14 protein-coding genes are annotated in these 15,931 nt (G+C 45.8%); 5 read left to right on the top strand and 9 right to left on the bottom strand.

The features are described 5' to 3' along the window. Positions 1-67: 67 nt before the first annotated feature. The 7 genes from OC193_RS22305 to OC193_RS22275 form a co-directional block, all read right to left on the bottom strand. Positions 68-577 (bottom strand): YgjV family protein, encoded by a 510-nt coding sequence (locus OC193_RS22305; protein ID WP_048662503.1) that lies wholly within the window; start codon positions 575-577, stop codon positions 68-70. A gap of 113 nt (positions 578-690) precedes the next feature. After that, positions 691-1,320, bottom strand: a complete 630-nt coding sequence (locus OC193_RS22300) for a bifunctional 4-hydroxy-2-oxoglutarate aldolase/2-dehydro-3-deoxy-phosphogluconate aldolase (RefSeq protein ID WP_048660897.1) — start codon at positions 1,318-1,320, stop codon at positions 691-693. A gap of 9 nt (positions 1,321-1,329) precedes the next feature. Beyond that, positions 1,330-2,322, bottom strand: a complete 993-nt coding sequence (locus OC193_RS22295) for a sugar kinase (protein WP_048662502.1) — start codon at positions 2,320-2,322, stop codon at positions 1,330-1,332. 3 nt (positions 2,323-2,325) lie between these two features. Beyond that, positions 2,326-3,738 (bottom strand): glucuronate isomerase, encoded by a 1,413-nt coding sequence (gene uxaC / locus OC193_RS22290; RefSeq protein ID WP_048662501.1) that lies wholly within the window; start codon positions 3,736-3,738, stop codon positions 2,326-2,328. 12 nt (positions 3,739-3,750) lie between these two features. Then, positions 3,751-5,214 (bottom strand): fructuronate reductase, encoded by a 1,464-nt coding sequence (locus OC193_RS22285; RefSeq protein ID WP_048660900.1) that lies wholly within the window; start codon positions 5,212-5,214, stop codon positions 3,751-3,753. A gap of 96 nt (positions 5,215-5,310) precedes the next feature. Beyond that, positions 5,311-6,618 (bottom strand): TRAP transporter large permease, encoded by a 1,308-nt coding sequence (locus OC193_RS22280; protein ID WP_048660901.1) that lies wholly within the window; start codon positions 6,616-6,618, stop codon positions 5,311-5,313. Between the two features lie 15 nt (positions 6,619-6,633). Continuing rightward, entirely contained in the window at positions 6,634-7,146 is a 513-nt protein-coding gene (locus tag OC193_RS22275) for a TRAP transporter small permease (protein WP_048609952.1), read from the bottom strand. 299 nt (positions 7,147-7,445) lie between these two features. Here OC193_RS22275 and OC193_RS22270 point away from each other — a divergent pair, with 299 nt between their 5' ends. The 3 genes from OC193_RS22270 (at position 7,446) to uxuA (ending at position 10,714) form a co-directional block, all read left to right on the top strand. Beyond that, the gene (locus tag OC193_RS22270) at positions 7,446-8,429 is read left to right on the top strand and encodes a TRAP transporter substrate-binding protein (RefSeq protein WP_048610341.1); all 984 of its coding nucleotides are present in this window, start codon (positions 7,446-7,448) and stop codon (positions 8,427-8,429) included. Between the two features lie 107 nt (positions 8,430-8,536). Further along, positions 8,537-9,319 carry an FCD domain-containing protein gene (locus tag OC193_RS22265; protein WP_048660902.1) on the top strand — a complete coding sequence of 261 codons (783 nt, stop codon included), beginning with the start codon at positions 8,537-8,539 and terminating at the stop codon, positions 9,317-9,319. 207 nt (positions 9,320-9,526) lie between these two features. After that, complete coding sequence (gene uxuA / locus OC193_RS22260) at positions 9,527-10,714, top strand: mannonate dehydratase (RefSeq protein ID WP_048662500.1); 1,188 nt, start codon at positions 9,527-9,529, stop codon at positions 10,712-10,714. A gap of 101 nt (positions 10,715-10,815) precedes the next feature. On the opposite strand, the gene OC193_RS22255 is transcribed toward uxuA, so the two are convergent. Then, a complete protein-coding gene (locus OC193_RS22255) occupies positions 10,816-11,589 on the bottom strand; it encodes an AraC family transcriptional regulator (protein WP_048662499.1) in 774 nt (257 codons plus the stop codon). 97 nt (positions 11,590-11,686) lie between these two features. On the opposite strand from OC193_RS22255, the gene OC193_RS22250 reads away from it, so the two are divergent. Both OC193_RS22250 and OC193_RS22245 read left to right on the top strand, forming a co-directional pair. Beyond that, positions 11,687-12,808: a multidrug effflux MFS transporter gene (locus tag OC193_RS22250; RefSeq protein ID WP_048662498.1), complete on the top strand. Its 1,122-nt coding sequence runs from the start codon at positions 11,687-11,689 to the stop codon at positions 12,806-12,808. A gap of 420 nt (positions 12,809-13,228) precedes the next feature. Further along, positions 13,229-14,323: an HDOD domain-containing protein gene (locus OC193_RS22245; RefSeq protein WP_048662497.1), complete on the top strand. Its 1,095-nt coding sequence runs from the start codon at positions 13,229-13,231 to the stop codon at positions 14,321-14,323. A 97-nt stretch (positions 14,324-14,420) separates the two neighbouring features. On the opposite strand, the gene OC193_RS22240 is transcribed toward OC193_RS22245, so the two are convergent. Beyond that, complete coding sequence (locus OC193_RS22240) at positions 14,421-15,926, bottom strand: SgrR family transcriptional regulator (protein WP_048662496.1); 1,506 nt, start codon at positions 15,924-15,926, stop codon at positions 14,421-14,423. Positions 15,927-15,931 lie beyond the last annotated feature (5 nt).

Raw genomic sequence — 15,931 nt, 5'->3', positions numbered from 1 at the left:
TTCTTGGTCTTTAAACTGCAATGAATTAATTAGTTCTAGGTTTAAATCATAGATTTTATTCCAGTGATTATGTCCTATTTTCAATTAACAACCTGCGTTGGTGTAAACGGTAGATTGTGAATAGATTGGTGGCAATAAATGCGCCTTCGACCAAAGATCCGCCGATAGAACCAAGCCAAATATTGTGACTAATCCAACACAGTGAGTTGAACAGAATAAAGGATCTCAGTGTTACACCTTGTTTGGTAAACAAGGCCCAAGTGGCAACTGAAGAACCTAAAACGGTTATGAATTCAAAGAAGTGTGTGATGTTAGGTAATGTCATTACCCACATTAAACCAATGAAAAACCACATCACTTTGCGTGATTGAGTTTTGATGGAAGCATAACTACGAAGTGCGTTTATCATCACGCCAATGGCAGCAACTGTAGCTCCCATTAAGGTGAAGTGAATTCCCATGATCAGACAGAACATCATCATCTGATAACGAAATCGCATGTCGTCTTTTTGCCAAAAGGCCATCACGCCAACTAGGAATGCAATTCCACCAATACCTTGTGCTATGACGTTTTCCATACTCGTTCCATCAGTCAATTTAAGTTTATGAACAAAAATTCAGCCCTCTAATTAGAGGGCTGGTTATTGCTTTAATTGACTACGTAAAGCTTATTATTGTTAGATGAATGTGATTATCGATTCACTATAGCAACAGCTTCACGAGTTAAATGAGCCAGCTCTTCCCAATTACCTTCTTCAATCAGCTTCTTATCCACCATCCAAGTACCACCACATGCGAGTACTCGAGGTATCGCTAGGTAGTCTTTAATGTTATTTGGGTTAATGCCACCTGTCGGCATGATCTCAATATCCGTGTAAGGCGCAAGAAGTGACTTAACCATGTTGATGCCACCCGATGCTTCAGCTGGGAAAAACTTCAATGTGGTTAGTCCCATTTCTAGAGCAGCCTCTACTGTGCTTGGGTTGTTGACCCCAGGAATGATATCAATACCAACCTCCTGACAAGCTCGGACAGTATTTGGATTAAAGCCTGGAGAGACCACAAACGTTGCGCCCGCTTCTTTAGCCGCGATAGCTTGCTCACGATTGAGCACAGTGCCGGCGCCGATCAACATCTCAGGTTGTGATTCACGAAGTAGACGAATAGCTTCCACTGCAGCCTCAGAGCGGAACGTAATCTCTGCTGCAGGTAAACCATTTTCAGCTAACACTTTTCCCAGAGGGATGATGTCTTCAGCGTTGTCGATAGCGATCACAGGGATAACTTTCAGTGTTTTCAGTTGTTGTTTGATGTTAGACATTGGTATTCCTTAAATGGCTGTGATGGCCGCTTGAGTTAGTTCTTTTGCAATAATGGCACCACGATGTTGGATAACGACGCCTGCCATGGTGTTACCGCGCTGGCATGACGTAATTAAGTCTTCGCCTGCTAGGTAAGCAGATAAAAATCCGCCATTGAATGAGTCTCCTGCTGAGGTCGTATCAACGACGTGTTCAACAGGTAGGGTCGGCACCGCCCGTGGAGCCGAAGCGGTACCAGAATCTGAATTTATGTCACTTTGAATTGTGGCATCTTGAATGAGACAACCATCTGCACCCAATTTGACGATGCATCGTTTAACACCCAGTGAAGTTAGACGTTCAATGGTTTGTTCAGGTGAAGTATCTCCCCAAATTAACTGTTCATCATCGAATGTAACCAAGGCTAAATCTGTCAATGTATACATGGCTTGGTAGCTATTTTTGACGGTTTGGTTTTCGTCTTGTGGCCAAAGTGCAGGGCGGAAGTTACTATCGAAGGCGATCTCAACACCTTGTGTTTTCAACTCAACCAAGATGTTTAATAGCTCGATACGATCTTGTTCAGGCAGAATCGCTAATGTGATACCGCTGAGAAAGACCATATCGACATTGCGCAGTGCCTGCTTTATCTGATTGAAATCTGGGTGCTGCAGTAGGTAGCGTGCAGCCGACTGATTTCTCCAATACAGGAAGGTACGTTCACCTGCGTCATCAAGCTGAATTAGGTATAGGCCTGGCGTACGTTGGTTGTCTTGTAGAACTAGGTCCGTCGATACCCCTTCTTGTTGCCAGCGCTCTAACATTCCCTTGCTAATCGGGTCTGCGCCTAAAGCCGTGACGTAGGACACTTTGATGTCATCTTGATTTAGGTTGGCTTCACAGCCGCGGCTTAAATAAACCGCAGCATTGAGAGTGTCTCCGCCAAACGTTTGATGCATTGAGCCGAACGGTTTGCCGTTAAGCTCGATCATGCACTCACCAATGATGGCGATATGTTTCATGGGTTACGCCCTCTCTTCGAAGTAGCGTTTTGCGTTACCAAAGCAGATGTCTTCGACCATAGGGCCAAGCAGTGACATGTCGTTTGGCACCTCGCCGTTTTCAGCCCAACGACCAAGCATGTCACACAGAATTCTGCGGAAGTATTCGTGGCGTGTGTAAGACAAGAAGCTGCGAGAGTCAGTCAGCATTCCGACAAACTGGCTAAGCAGACCAAGCTGAGAAAGTTGCTCCATTTGGCGTTGCATGCCGTCTTTCTGATCGTTGAACCACCAACCAGAACCAAACTGAACTTTGCCCGCGATGCCGCCACCTTGGAAGTTACCAATCATGGTTGCCATCATCTCGTTATCGCGAGGGTTTAAGCAGTAAAGGATGGTGCGAGGTAACTCATTGCTTTGATCCATCTCGTCTAATAGGTGAGCTAATTCGAATGCAAACGTCTTGTCGCTAATCGAGTCAAACCCTGCATCAGCGCCTAACAGTTGGAACATACGCGTGTTGTTATTGCGCTGAGCACCAATATGAAGCTGCATTACCCAACCCATTGCAGCGTAACGCTTGCCTAACCACACTTGAACCGCTGTTGAGAACTGTGCACATTCTAAATCGGTGAGCGTTTCGCCATTGAGGCGTCGAGCTAACAGATCATCTAAATCGGATTCTGATGGAATCGGCGCGTAGCGAACCACTTCGATACCATGGTCTGCTGCACGGCAACCATGGTCGTTGAAATGCGCTAGGCGGCTGTCTAAGGCACTCAATAGATGATGGAAGCGAGTGATTTCAACGTCAGCAACCATGCTTAATTTTTGTAGGTAATCAGCAAAGCCATCAAGTTCAATTTTGAACGCTTTATCTGGGCGCCAGCTTGGTAGAACCTTCACATCAAATGAACTGTCTTGAGCGATCGTTTTATGGTGTTCAAGAGAATCAACCGGATCGTCTGTCGTACCTGCCATCACCACATTCATTTGCTTCATGATGCCACGAGCACTAAATTCAGGTGTCGCTAATAGCTCGTTGCCTTCATGCCAAATTTGGTCGGCTGTCTCTGGGCCAAATAGAGTGCCAGTAATACCAAATGGGCGGCGTAGTTCTAAATGAGTCCAGTGGTAGAGTGGGTTACCTAAGGTTTGAGGGACGGTTCTAGCCCATGCCATGAACTTATCATAATCGCTAGCACCTCCAGTAATCAGACGTTCATCAATCCCCGCTGAACGCATGCCACGCCACTTATAGTGGTCACCTTCAAGCCAAATCTTAGACATGTTTTCGAACTGACGATCTTGAGCCACTTCTGCCGGGTTTAGGTGGCAGTGATAGTCATAAATCGGCTGGTGGCTTGCGTGTTTATGGTACAAACGGCGTGCAGTCTCATTCGACAGTAAAAAGTCTTCACATAAGAAATTCTTCATTGTTTGTACTCCTTATAACGCAGCCACGGTAGCAACGGCACCGTGTTCAATTAATGATTGGTACGCTGAACTTACCGTATCTATGACTTGCGGGTTTTGGCCTAGCTCGGCAGGGAAAATCGCTTCAACAGCAAGCAATGCCGGAACTACGGAAACATTGAGCCCATGCTGGTCGCAGATCTGGCGAAGTGTATCTACCATTGGGTCGCGCACATCGATCTCATTGCCTTGCTCATCAATGCCAGATACATAACGCATCCAGCCAGCGATGGCGGTTGCAAGCCACGAGAAATCTGAGCCTTGCTCTAAATGGAATCGTAAGCTGCCACCCATACGTTGAGGGATCTTCTGGCTGCCATCCATCGCGATTTGCCAGGTTTTATGTTTCAAGCTTGGGTTGGTGAAGCGGTTGATCAGCAAGGTCGCGTAACCTTCCAAATCAGTCCCTTCAGGCATCGTTAGCGAAGGTGCTTGTGATTTCATCATCATGTCAAAAGCGGCTTTTCGGTAGCCTGCATCTGTCATGGTGTCGGAAATATGGTCGTAGCCACCAAGATATCCAAGGTAAGCAAGGAAAGAGTGACTGCCATTGAGCATGCGCAGTTTCATTTCTTCGTAAGGCACTACATCTTCTACGAACTCTGCACCAGCAACATTCCAGTCTGGACGACCCGCAACAAAATTATCTTCAATTACCCATTGGCGGAAGGGTTCACAGGCGATGCCACATGGGTCTTCACAACCTAGCAGTTCTGCAATTTCTGTTAGTGTTTCTTCTGTTGCTGCAGGTACGATGCGGTCAACCATGGTGCATGGGAAAGTGACATTGGTTTCAATCCAATCACGTAATTCTGGGTCAAGCAGTTGAGCAAACTCAATGATCGCTGCTTTTGCTACATGACCGTTTTCTTGCACGTTATCGCAAGACATGACCGTGAATGGTGTTAAGCCACGTTCTCGTCGAATTTTGAGGGCTTGGACAATGTAACCTAATGCTGATTTAGGTTCGCTTGGGTTAGCTAGGTCAGCGATGACTAATGGGTTATTTTTGTCGAGCTTTCCTGTCGCTGGATCAGCGCAGTAGCCTTTCTCTGTGATGGTCATAGAAACGATAGCCACTTGAGGCTCAGCCATTTTTTCTAATACGGTTTCGATGCCGTCTAAGCTTGGATGAAGAGATTCGGTCACTGAACCGATCACTTTCACGTCTGTGGACTCAGCGCCTTTTTCAGCAACGGTGTAAAGGTGGTCTTGCGCGCGAAGTGATTCAATCAAGTCTTCGCCGCCGAATAGGTTTATTTCACAAATGCCCCAATCAGTGTTGCTCTTGCTGAGCATTTCATTGGTGAACAGCGCTTGGTGCGCACGATGAAAGGCACCAAAACCAAGGTGCACGATACGGCTCTGGAGTGTTGAACGGTCGTAGTCAGGTCGTAATACAGTGTTTGGCAGCGTAGAGTTAGCAACAGTCTTCATTATTCAGTTCCTTTTCCCGCCAGCGAACCAGCGGGATTTTATTATTTGATAAAGCGTTTGAGTGTTTAGCAGTCTTAGAATGTATCTGCGACCTAATTACGAACCGTAGCCCAGTACTAATTCAGGTAGGAACAAGCTCAGCTCTGGGATAAAAGTAACGGCCATTAGGGCTGCAATCAGCGCAGCATAGAATGGCAACAAAGGTTTGATGACTTTGTCGATGGCAATGTTGGCAACCGAGCAACCGATGAATAGAGCACTACCCACTGGCGGCGTACAGATACCGATAGCTAGGTTGAAGGTCATCATGATGCCGAAGTGCACAGGGTCGATGCCTAGGTCTAGCGCGATTGGTAGGAAGATTGGTGTGAAGATCAGTACCGCTGGTGTCATATCCATGAAGATACCCACAATCAGCAGAATCACGTTGATAATCAGTAGAATCATTAGCGGGTTATCAGAAACCGCCAATAATGCATCAGCAATCATGTAAGGCACATCGGCGTTCGCCATTGCCCAAGACATCCCCATTGATGCGCCAACAAGTAATAGAACGATAGATGTTGTTACTGCAGACTCAAGGATGATCTTTGGAATATCACCCCATTTCACTTCACGGTAGACAAGTACCGCGAGAACGAAGGTGTATACCACAGCAATTGCAGAAGCCTCAGTTGCAGTAAAGATACCGCCAATGATGCCGCCCATGATGATGCCGATCAGTGCTAAAGAAGGTGCCGCTTTTAAGAAGGTATCCCAAACCATTGATAATGAAGGACGCGCTGCCACTGGGTAACCGCGACGTTTCGCAATGATACCCGCCACAATCATGATACTTAACCCCATCAAAATACCTGGGATGTAGCCCGCTAAGAACAGCGCCGCAATTGAAGTACCACCCGAAACCAATGAGAAAACGATCAGCGTATTACTTGGCGGAATCAATAGACCAGTAGGACACGAAGTAATGTTTACTGCAGCAGAGAAGTTTTCGTCGTAGCCATCTTTCTTTTGCAGAGGAGACATGGTGCCACCAACTGCAGCCGCCGATGCAACCGCTGAGCCTGAGATAGAACCAAACATCATGTTTGCCATCACGTTTACGTGTGCCAATGAACCCGGTAGACGACCACCTAACACTTTCGCGAAGTTGATCAGACGCAGCGCGATGCCGCCTTGGTTCATGATGTTGCCCGCCAAAATGAAGAACGGGATTGCCAATAGTGCAAAGTTATCAAGGCCAGCGGCCATACGTTGAGCAACTACAGCGATTGCAGGCTCAAGCGGTAAGCTCATTAAGATGGTTGCTAGTGACGATAAACCAATCGCAAAAGAGACCGGTACACCGATTGTAAGCAGTACAGCGAAACTACCGAATAAGGTCAGTATTACTTGCCATTCCATTGTGAAATCCTTCTATCAATCAAGTTGTGAGTCGGTGATCAAATCGTCACCTGACATTAATTGTTTAACGCGTTCGTAGGTAAATACGACGGAGTAAAAAATCATCAAAGCGCCACTAATCGGTAAGCAGAAGTAGATGTAGCCCATTTCTAAACCTAGAGCGGGAGTCAGTTGTCCCATCGCAAGTGTTTTAGCTGCAAGTTGGCTTCCACCGTGTACCAGAACGATATAAGAGAAAGAGGCGATGGCTATTTGGATAACGATTTCGTTGATTAATTTGCGTTTGCCAGTCAGCTTCATCGTAAGCAGGTCGATGGCAAGGTGGCGTTTCAGACCCGTAGTGTAAGCAGCACCAATTAAGGCTACCCACATAAAGAGATAACGCGCGAGCTCGTCGGTAACAGTACTTGGCTTGCCAATAACATAGCGGGATAAAACCTGCCATATCACACACAGTACTAAGAAAGACGATAGAGACACTGTAAAGGCGGCCAACCCTCTATTTATGTAACTGACCAATTTATTCATGTTTATTTCCTTTCAACAAAATTGCGTATCTCATAACAATTGGTTTACCAATGTAAGAAACTGTTTCTATGTAGGGATGGGATGTTCAAAAATCTGGCTGAATCATAAGCTATTCATTTTTTGGTTGGCGTGAGCAACTTCACAAATGATTTTGGTTGACCAATTTATGGGTTTTTATTGTGATATTGGTCAATCAATTTTAATTTCAGCTTTGACGGTTCCTTTTTTGAACCCCAATATGAGCCCATAACAAAAAACACCCTACATTTTGGATAACCAATCCACGGAGAATAAGAATGATGATGACGCGTAAAACTTTGATTAGTGCGGTTGTCGGTGCTGCTTTCACTTTTGGAGCAACAGCTTCTGCTTATGCAGCGACAACACTGAAACTGAGCCATAACCACCCTCGTGACCATGCAGTACATGAAGCGATGACGTTTATGGCGAAAGAAGTACGTGAATTGACTGACGGTGAGGTGCGTATTCGTATTTACCCTGATGCTCAATTGGGTACACAGCGTGAATCTATGGAGCTCATGCAGAACGGCGCTTTAGATATGGTGAAAAGTAATGCTGCTGAGCTAGAAGCTTTTTCTCCTGCTTATTCATCATTCAACATGCCTTACTTATTCCGCGATCAAGCACACTACTACAGTGTGACTGATGGTGAAGTAGGCCGTGACATTCTTAACTCTTCTCGTGATAGCGGCTTTATTGGTGTTACTTACTACGACGCTGGTGCGCGTAGCTTCTATACCAATAAGCCAATTAACACGCCAGAAGATCTGAAAGGTTTGAAAGTTCGTGTTCAACCAAGCCCATCAGCAATTGCGATGGTGAAAGCGTTAGGCGGTAACCCAACGCCACTAGCTTACGGTGAGTTGTACACAGCACTGCAGCAAGGTGTGGTGGATGCGGCTGAAAATAACATTCCTTCATTCAGCTTGAGCCGTCACAGTGAAGTGTCTAAATACTTCAGCTTAGATGAGCACACGATGGTTCCGGATGTGTTGGTTATCTCAACCAAAGCATACGATAAACTGACTACAGAACAACAAGATGCGCTAATGAAAGCGGCAAGTGATTCATCTGAATTGATGAAAAAATTGTGGGCTGAATCGGAAGCAAAAGAGCGTGCTAAAGCCGAGAAAATGGGCGTGACTTTTGTGGAACCAGACAAGGCTGCGTTCGCACTAGCGGTTCAACCTATGTATGACGCGCTAGATAAAGCGGACCCAGAATTGAGCGCATTGATTGACCGCATTCAGGCTGTTGAATAACTAGCAAATATAGAAAAAATAGTAATACAAAAACAAGGTGTTACTGCATTTTAGGATATAGAGGTTGACCAATTATATTTGGTCATTATGATGGCGAGAGAAATACAATGGAAAGAAGTGACAATATCATCATGATGCCTTTCGAGCCGAAAAGACCTTATCAGGAGATAGGGTTAGTACTAAGAAGAGAACTGATTGAAGGTCTGTATAAGGTCGGAGATAGGTTGCCACCAGAACGCGATATTGCTGAACGTTTAGACGTCAGTCGCACGGTAGTGCGTGAAGCAATCATCATGCTGGAGCTTGAAAACTTGGTTGAGGTGAAAAAAGGGTCGGGTGTTTATGTCCTGAACATTCCAACTCATTCTCGCGAGAATGTGGTCAGCGATGACGCTGGTCCATTCGAGATGCTGCAGGCCCGCCAATTACTGGAAAGTAATATCGCGGAGTTTGCGGCAACTCAGGTCACTCCGGGCGACATTATTAAGATGCGCTCTGCACTCGAACTCGAGCGCGAAGAGCTTGCAAGCGGCACTACCGATTGCAGCGGAGATGAAAGATTTCACATGTGTATTGCAGAGGCCACTCAAAACTCTGTATTGGTAGATATGTTGAAACAATCCTGGGATCGACGCGAAAAGAGTCCAATGTGGAATAAACTCCACTCTCACATCAGTGGTCAAGATTACCGTGAAGAATGGTTAGATGATCACGCTCGTATCCTCGCCGCCTTACAGCGCAAAGACCCTGTCGCTGCTAAGAATGCAATGTGGCAACACCTTGAGAATGTTAAACAGCGTTTATTAGCGCTGTCAGACATTGATGACCCAAACTTTGATGGTTACTTATTTAGCTCAAACCCAGTGGTGCTGCTGAGCACTGAAAGTTAGTTCTGAAAGCTAACGTTGAATTCAGCTTCAAGACTCTTTGGGAAGCTGATTCATTCACTAGGTTGTAAATAAGTCATCGTCTTTAGACCGGCGTAGACCGGTGCTATCTCGGGCAGTAATTTTCATTGCAGCCATTAAGAAGTCGTTATTGCATTTAGCTTGATTAATTCGAGCCGGCTAAGTGCGTCTTAAAGAAAGGTAAGTCTCATGGAACAAACGTGGCGTTGGTACGGCCCTAATGATCAAGTTTCGCTAGATGACATTCGTCAAGCGGGCGCAACTGGTATTGTGAATGCACTGCACCATATTCCAAATGGTGAAGTTTGGACAAAAGAAGAAATCCTGAAGCGCAAAGCCATTATCGAAGAGAAAGGCTTAACGTGGTCGGTAGTAGAAAGTGTGCCGGTGCACGAAGAGATCAAAACTCAAACTGGTAACTACCAGCAGTGGATTGATAACTATAAGCAAACTCTGGCTAACCTTGCAGAGTGTGGCATTGATACGGTTTGTTATAACTTCATGCCAGTGCTGGACTGGACACGTACTGATTTAGAATTTGAAATGCCAGATGGCTCTCGCGCACTGCGTTTTGACCAAATAGCGTTTGCGGCATTTGAGCTGCATATTTTGAAGCGTCCGGGTGCAGAATCGGACTATTCAGAGTCAGAGCAGGTACAGGCGTTGGATTACTTCAACAATATGACTCCAGAACAAATCCAACAGCTGACCAACAACATCATCGCGGGTCTGCCGGGTGCAGAAGAAGGCTATACGCTTGAAGCCTTTCAAGCACAGCTAGATCGCTATGCGGGCATCGACAAAGATAAATTACGTGAGCACATGTCTTACTTCCTTGCGGAGCTGATGCCTATCTGTGATGCGAGCGGTTTGAAGATGGCGGTTCACCCAGACGATCCACCGCGTCCAATTCTAGGCTTGCCTCGTATCGTTTCAACGATCGAAGATATCGATTGGTTGACCGAACATGTGCCGAGTAAAATGAACGGTTTGACGATGTGTACAGGGTCATACGGTGTGCGTGGCGACAATGACTTGGTTAACATGATCAAAAAGCACGGTGACCGAATCTACTTTACGCACCTGCGTTCTACTAAGCGTGAAGAGAGCAACCCAATGACATTCCACGAAGCGGCGCACCTAGATGGTGATGTGGATATGTATAACGTTGTAATGGCTATCTTGGATGAAGAGAATCGTCGTGCAGAAGTGGGCGATCACCGTTTAATTCCAATGCGTCCAGACCACGGTCATCAAATGTTGGATGACTTGAAGAAAACCACTAATCCAGGTTATTCAGCGATTGGTCGACTGAAAGGCTTGGCTGAAGTTCGTGGTTTAGAGATGGCATTGAAACGCGCTTTCTACACTAAGTAACAACGGCATCTCGCTTTAAAATACTTTTAAAAACCAGAACATATGTTCTGGTTTTTTTGTCTCAGTGAACAGCCCAAATGTCGGTAAATCTTAAACAACAATCACGCCCCCAACTTGGTAAAAGCCAGTGGCGTTTGTCCGGTTTGTTGTTTGAAAAAAGCAATAAACGCGCTGTTGGATGAAAACTCTAATTGGTGCGCCACATCGCCGACTTGTCGGTTCTCTGATAGCAGTTCAATCGCTTTAAACAAGCGCCACTGTTGTCGCCATTCTTGATAGGTCATGCCTGTTTCTGCTTTGAATAATCGGGTAATCGTTTTGGTGCTTGCGCCAACTGAGTTCGCTAATGTCGAGAGGGCGGGGGCGAGAAAAGAGGTGGTTCGAACTTGCTTACAAAAGCTTTTAAAGCGGCGATCTGTGGGTAGCGGCAAGATAAACGAATGCTGATTGGCGTTGTAAAATTCTTCCCAGAATAGGTTGGCGGTGTTGGTGGTTTGTTCTTTTGCAATGTTCCAATCCCAGAAAGCCATCTTATTGATCAGCGCCTTCAGAAGCTCATTCACTTCTACTATCTCAATGGCCTCCGGGCAGGAGTAAATACTGCTATCGAAATAGAGCGAGCGATAGGCAACCACATTGGTCATTTGCGCTCGATGCTTGGTATAGGGTGGGATCCACACGGCTTTGGTCGGCGGTAAAATGCAAAGGGCGTTCTCTAAGGTCAAGGTGATGCAGCCTTGCGGAGCATACAGAAGTTGCCCCTTAACGTGGTGATGTATGCCCGAGTCATGTTTGCCTAGCTCTGCGGCAATGCCAATGACAGGCGCGGGTAAGCTGTCTGCATCAAACTCGATGGTCTCACTAATTAATGCCATTTGTCCCAATCTTGTTGTTTTTGGTTTTAATGTTGTTAACGAGCCAAGGTTAGTTTCCTCTAGACTTCGCGTCAAGTTCACTGGTCTTGGAAAAATGATGAAAACAAAACCTTCTTTATGGCAAATGGTACTGCTGCTGATGTTCCCTCAAATCGCAGAAACCATCTATAGCCCGACTCTGGATTCAATATCGAAATCCTTTGATGTCAGTTACACACAAGCCGCTCAAACCCTATCGATTTACTTCTCTGCATTTGCGGTGGGTGTGGTGATATGGGGCGTGTTAGCGGATAAATGGGGACGTCGCCCCACCATGTTATTGGGGATGGGGTTATTCGCCTGTTCTTCACTTATTGCCATGCAAACCGACAGTTTTACGTGGTTGATGATTGCAAGAGCGATGGGGGCTTTCGGACTTGCTGTTGGCTCTGTCGTCACTCAAACCATGCTTCGAGATGCCTTTAGCGGTACTGAGCTAGCTAAGGTATTTGGTTACATGGGGATGGGATTGTCGATTAGCCCAATCATCGGGTTGCTACTTGGTGGTCAATTAAGCCAAGCAGGCGGGCATCAATATGTGTTTATTGCTTTGTTTATTATGGTGTTAGCACTGTTGGCACATAGCCTATTGTCATTGCCTGAAACGCAACAGTCTAAGCAGCCATTGCAGTTAAAGTCACTCAGTATTCACATGGTCAAAGATAGCGATATATGGATGTCTGCGTTGCTTGTCGCGTCGTTCAATATTGCGCTGTTTTCTTATTATCAATTGGGTTCATTTGCCTTCATTCAACTTGGATTTAGCGTCGAGCAGTTTGGCTACAGCGGCATTGTGCTTGGGTTCGGAACCTTGTTGGGAAGCTTGGTTAATAAAGCGTTATTGAAGCGACAAGTGTCATCTATCTCTTTGATTAGCTTGGCGGCAGGGCTTCAAACGGTAGGCGCAGTGGGTGTGTACCTTTCACAACACACGATCTGGTTCTTGCTTCCGATGATGTTGGTGGTTATGGCATTCGGTATTGCGATTCCTAATGTTTTGAGTCGAGCATTGGTGCGCTACCAATCTCAAGCAGGAAGTGCAGGTGCACTGTTTGGTTTGATGTATTACACCTTGATTGGTTCTGGGCTAGCTTTAGCGGGAATGATTCAAGATTTAGGTGTGGTGTTGGTGCTTTGTGGTGCGTTATCTGTGTTGGTGACGATACGCAGCCGACTCTAGATTTAACGGTAAGTCTCTCATCTATATATAAATTCCGCATTCTATTGGGTGCGGAATTTTTCATTTTATTGATTCGTAACCGTTGGTAACGAAGTATCGGCTGAGCGTATTGGCGAACGTGTTCTGATTGAGCCTTGTTTGACTGAGGTTTATGGGCAAGATTGTGTTAGAAGTAGCAGAGCGCTAATTTAGTCAGCTTCAGGATTCAGATTGATGGAAGAGCGAGCAAGTGTTATTTGCTCGCTTTTTTGTTTCTGGCGAATACCGGAGGCTTGGCCTAGTAAACGGTTAAGTAACATATCCTGTACAGCAGAAAAATTAATGATTCATTTATCACTGTATGGTTTATGAGTTGCCTGTGCGATAATCACCGCCGTTATATATCCCTATCTATGTTGTATTCATCTAGGAGCCGTATTGATGTTTAAAAGGGTATTGCAGGCACTATTCTCACCTTTTGTTGATTCAAAAAACAAACCCTCTGCAGAGCCTGTCCAACAGGAGCAACAACAAACCGTGGCTACTGATTCTGTTCAGCCTTCAATCTTTGTTCCGCCGTCGCCCGCTCAGCCATCATCATTAATCGTCGATAAGACACTTAGCCTGCACGATGGTGAATTCCTTGATTATTTGTTTGGAGAATCTCGCCTTCGAACGGAGTCAGATCCATTTAGCGATTTTGTCGCTTGTCAGATAGAACGTTTGATTCGCTCTCCAAAAGCTTTGCTTAATGAACTGCCAGTGATGCCAGCCTCTGTGACCACGTTAATGGCTGAATTGCAGAGCGACGAGTTTGATATCGATGCATTGTTAAGAGTGATTGAGCGTGAGCCGAGTATGGCTGCCGATGTGATTAAACTGGCTAACAGTGCTTTTTACAAGCGTGGTGAAAAACAGGTTACTGACCTAAAAACAGCATTCTTAAATATGGGTTCTCAAGGGCTTGTTGAAGGAGTAGTGAATAGCTACATGAAGAACTTCACGCCGGGGAACAATATTTACTGGCGTCACTTCGGTGAGAAAATTTGGAATCACAGTGTTCAAACCGCGTCTTTTTCTAAGGAGTTGATGAAAGACTCTTCATCCCAAGAAGATCAGGCAGCGGCGTACTTTGTTGGGTTGATTCGCAACTTAGGCAAGATGATTATTTTCCAAATGATGGTAGAAGCCTTCAAGCATGTAGATCCCTCTGTTCCGCCAAACTCGTTAGCATTGAAGCGCCTGATGAACAGTTACTCTATTCGCCTGACTTACACCATTGCTAAGTTCTGGGAACTGCCAGAATCTGTGTTGACTGCACTTGGTTACCAAGAGTCTAGTCGATACGAATGCACACCACTTGGTCAAGCTGTGTTTGAAGCTAACTACCTAAGTGAGCTGAAATACTTATTGGAAGAGCAGGTGATTGAAGCAGAGCAGTTTAAGACTCGATGTAAAGAGACACTCTTATCTCCAGCGGCATTCAAAGTGGCTAACCGTATCTATAAAGAATCTGAGTTATCGCTAGTGAGCTAACCCTTAGCCTATTCGACCTACGCTGTGACTGAACATTATGATTGGTTGCAGCTTGGTTGGGCTAGGTTGTGAAATACAGTTCAGCTACGAAATTCGCTTACAAATGGCTAATCCATAGCTTGTCGAGCTCACACCAACCGAAGCCATTCACTTGCGCGCCGTGTATCTTTTCAGAAACCTCTAAGTTGAACGCTTCCTGCTTGAGCTCAACCACAATCCCAGTTTCATCGAGCCAATGTCTAAGTTCTAACAGCTTATTCATTGCCAGGTCGAGGTTTGGCTCGCGTCGAATTGAGGCTATCCCTTGCTCAATCCTATTTAGCATCTTTGCGGCTAGCGATAAGTCTTCAAAAGGGAAACGAGTCAAGAAACTTAACCATGAGGAGAAGGTATCGTTTTCATCAATAATGCTGCACAGCGCGATGTCTTTGGTCGCTGTGTAGTGTCCATATTCGATATTGGTTTTTTGATCGGCAGATACTGATAATTGCTCGAAAAGCGCTTGGCATTCTGAGGTGTCTTCAACGGTGAACTCACGAGCGGTTTTCGACAACTTCGGGTTTTGAACCTTGAAGAAGGTTGAACCGAAATTCTGTAGAGCTGAATCGCTCGCTCCATTCACTGTGACCGTTTTCTCTGGCATTTTGACGCACACTTGGTTTTGCGCACATGCCTTAGTTTGCGACCAGTCAGGGTAAACCCAAAGCTCAACTCGATTGAGAATCGGTGTGCTGTGTGAATAGGCATTATTGCGGTTTAACCTCAGCATCTTGCTTGAGAAAATCTCCAACGCGAAAGCGCCTGAGCCAATTAGCTTATCGTCTGGTGTGTGCTCAAATATCGAAGCCTCAGGTCTAGCCAGTAATCGAGGCAAATGCCAATCAGGCTCACTCAGAGTCACTTTGATCACATCGCCAGTGACAGCCGACACGTCAACAATATGTTGATAGCAACGACGCCAGAATTTGCTCCTAGAGAGTGAGGAGAGACAGCGCACTATGTCTTGGATTTCAAGCGATCGACCGTTATGGAACTGAATACTATTACGAACTTGGAAATGCCAAACCGTGGCATCTTCATTAGGTTGCCACTGATAAGCCAAGTCACCGCTCAGCTTGCCTTGTTGAATTGCAGTAAGGCGTTGGCAAACCTGCATCACCAAGAAACGTTCAGTACGCCTTAGTACACGCTGAGGGTGAAGCGCTTCGAGCTCACGGTGAAAGGGGATATAGGCGACACTCTGCGTTGAACGATGGTTGCGGTTTAGAAAGGCTTGTAACTCAGCGCCAGCGTTTCGGCCATTGAAGCTTAAGGTGTTAAACACCTGCTCAATATTGCCTGAATCTGCTTGGGTTTGCGCATATTGGTAGCACGCTTCCATCGGTTCAACCATACATGTGAGTTGTGCCTTCTTGCTGCGGCCTGAACTAGCTTGCCACTCAATCCAACCTTGCGCTGTCATCGCTTTGAGTAAGGTCTGAACGTGACGTTCACTCACGTGCAGCAGTGTGGCCAGTTGATTGACCTGACAATGCGATACTCCAGGCCCAAAAGCCTGAAATATCTTTTCATACAGTTCAAGCTTGCGCTTAAGGTTGCCCAATATGC

This window comes from Vibrio crassostreae (assembly GCF_024347415.1).
GTDB classification, from domain to species: domain Bacteria; phylum Pseudomonadota; class Gammaproteobacteria; order Enterobacterales; family Vibrionaceae; genus Vibrio; species Vibrio crassostreae.
Note: the sequence above shows the minus strand (reverse complement) of the source record. Positions and strands in the feature narration are given on the sequence as shown.

Bases quoted from the DNA above. Each gene is read 5' to 3' on its own strand.
- OC193_RS22255 (WP_048662499.1), bottom strand. From the start codon at position 11,589: ATGGCATTAATTAGTGAGACCATCGAGTTTGATGCAGACAGCTTACCC.
- OC193_RS22275 (WP_048609952.1), bottom strand. From the start codon at position 7,146: ATGAATAAATTGGTCAGTTACATAAATAGAGGGTTGGCCGCCTTTACA.
- OC193_RS22305 (WP_048662503.1), bottom strand. From the start codon at position 577: ATGGAAAACGTCATAGCACAAGGTATTGGTGGAATTGCATTCCTAGTT.
- OC193_RS22295 (WP_048662502.1), bottom strand. From the start codon at position 2,322: ATGAAACATATCGCCATCATTGGTGAGTGCATGATCGAGCTTAACGGC.
- OC193_RS22285 (WP_048660900.1), bottom strand. From the start codon at position 5,214: ATGAAGACTGTTGCTAACTCTACGCTGCCAAACACTGTATTACGACCT.
- OC193_RS22270 (WP_048610341.1), top strand. From the start codon at position 7,446: ATGATGACGCGTAAAACTTTGATTAGTGCGGTTGTCGGTGCTGCTTTC.
- OC193_RS22280 (WP_048660901.1), bottom strand. From the start codon at position 6,618: ATGGAATGGCAAGTAATACTGACCTTATTCGGTAGTTTCGCTGTACTG.
- OC193_RS22300 (WP_048660897.1), bottom strand. From the start codon at position 1,320: ATGTCTAACATCAAACAACAACTGAAAACACTGAAAGTTATCCCTGTG.
- uxaC (WP_048662501.1), bottom strand. From the start codon at position 3,738: ATGAAGAATTTCTTATGTGAAGACTTTTTACTGTCGAATGAGACTGCA.
- OC193_RS22245 (WP_048662497.1), top strand. From the start codon at position 13,229: ATGTTTAAAAGGGTATTGCAGGCACTATTCTCACCTTTTGTTGATTCA.
- uxuA (WP_048662500.1), top strand. From the start codon at position 9,527: ATGGAACAAACGTGGCGTTGGTACGGCCCTAATGATCAAGTTTCGCTA.
- OC193_RS22250 (WP_048662498.1), top strand. From the start codon at position 11,687: ATGAAAACAAAACCTTCTTTATGGCAAATGGTACTGCTGCTGATGTTC.
- OC193_RS22265 (WP_048660902.1), top strand. From the start codon at position 8,537: ATGGAAAGAAGTGACAATATCATCATGATGCCTTTCGAGCCGAAAAGA.